1 protein-coding gene is annotated in these 1509 nt (G+C 46.4%); it reads right to left on the bottom strand.

Translation table 11 applies throughout. The features are described 5' to 3' along the window. Window positions 1-1509, bottom strand: a 1509-nt coding sequence (locus AC1DP6_RS36420) for a hypothetical protein (RefSeq protein WP_477059299.1), incomplete at both ends; no start/stop codon positions are given.

Raw genomic sequence — 1509 nt, 5'->3', positions numbered from 1 at the left:
GGTTTACCTACCACAGACCAGGTGCCTTTAGCACCATATTCAGTAGGCTTGTTAGCAGCCATAGTGAAGATGGAGTCATTACAATGTAACTGATCAATGTTTGCTTTCGCAACAGCCGGAACATCGTAGTTAGTCAGCAACACGGTGTCAGTAGTAGCGGCGCAGGTACCGTTGGAGATAGTCCATACCAGTGTAGCAGTGTGCCCCGCGAGTACTTTAACTTTTGTAGTATTTAAAGTAGTATCAGTAACAGTCACCCATGTTGGTTTACCTACAACAGACCAGGTGCCTCTAGCTCCATATTCAGTCGGCTTGTTAGCGGCCATAGTGAAGATAGAGTCGTTACAATGTAACTGATCCACGTTTGCTTTCGCAACAGCCGGAACATCGTAGTTAGTCAGCAACACGGTGTCGGTAGTAGCGGCGCAGGTACCGTTGGAGATAGTCCATACCAGTGTAGCAGTATGCCCAGCCAGTACTTTAACTTTTGTAGTATTTAAAGTGGTATCAGTAACAGTCACCCATGTAGGTTTACCTACCACAGACCAGGTGCCTCTAGCTCCATATTCAGTAGGCTTGTTAGCGGCCATGGTGAAGATAGAGTCATTACAATGTTTCTGGTCAATACCTGCTTTCGCAATAGCCGGAACATCATAGTTAGTCAGCAACACAGTGTCGGTAGTAGCGGCACAGGTACCGTTAGAGATAGTCCATACCAGTGTAGCAGTATGACCTGCCAGTACTTTAACTTTTGTAGTATTTAAAGTGGTATCAATAACAGTTACCCATGTTGGTTTACCTACCACAGACCAGGTGCCTTTAGCGCCATATTCAGTCGGCTTGTTAGCCGCCATGGTGAAGATAGAGTCGTTACAATGTAACTGATCAATGTTTGCTTTCGCAACAGCCGGAACATCGTAGTTAGTCAGCAACACGGTGTCAGTAGTAGCAGCACAGGTACCGTTAGAGATGGTCCATACCAGTGTAGCGGTATGCCCAGCGAGTACTTTAACTTTTGTAGTGTTTAAAGTGGTGTCTGTAATAGCCGCCCATGTAGGTTTACCTACCACAGACCAGGTGCCTTTAGCGCCATATTCAGTCGGCTTGTTAGCCGCCATAGTGAAGATAGAGTCGTTACAATGTAACTGATCCACGTTTGCTTTCGCAACAGCCGGAACATCATAGTTAGTCAGCAACACGGTGTCGGTAGTAGCGGCGCAGGTACCGTTGGAGATAGTCCATACCAGTGTAGCGGTATGCCCAGCCAGTACTTTAACTTTTGTAGTGTTTAAAGTGGTATCAGTAACAGTCACCCATGTTGGTTTACCTACCACAGACCAGGTGCCTTTAGCACCATATTCAGTAGGCTTGTTAGCAGCCATAGTGAAGATGGAGTCATTACAATGTAACTGATCAACGTTTGCTTTCGCAACAGCCGGAACATCGTAGTTAGTCAGCAACACGGTGTCGGTAGTAGCAGCACAGGTACCGTTAGAGATAGTCCATACC

It is taken from the genome of Chitinophaga sp. 01L420 (assembly GCF_056399985.1).
This window is presented reverse-complemented; position numbering and strand designations above follow the sequence as displayed.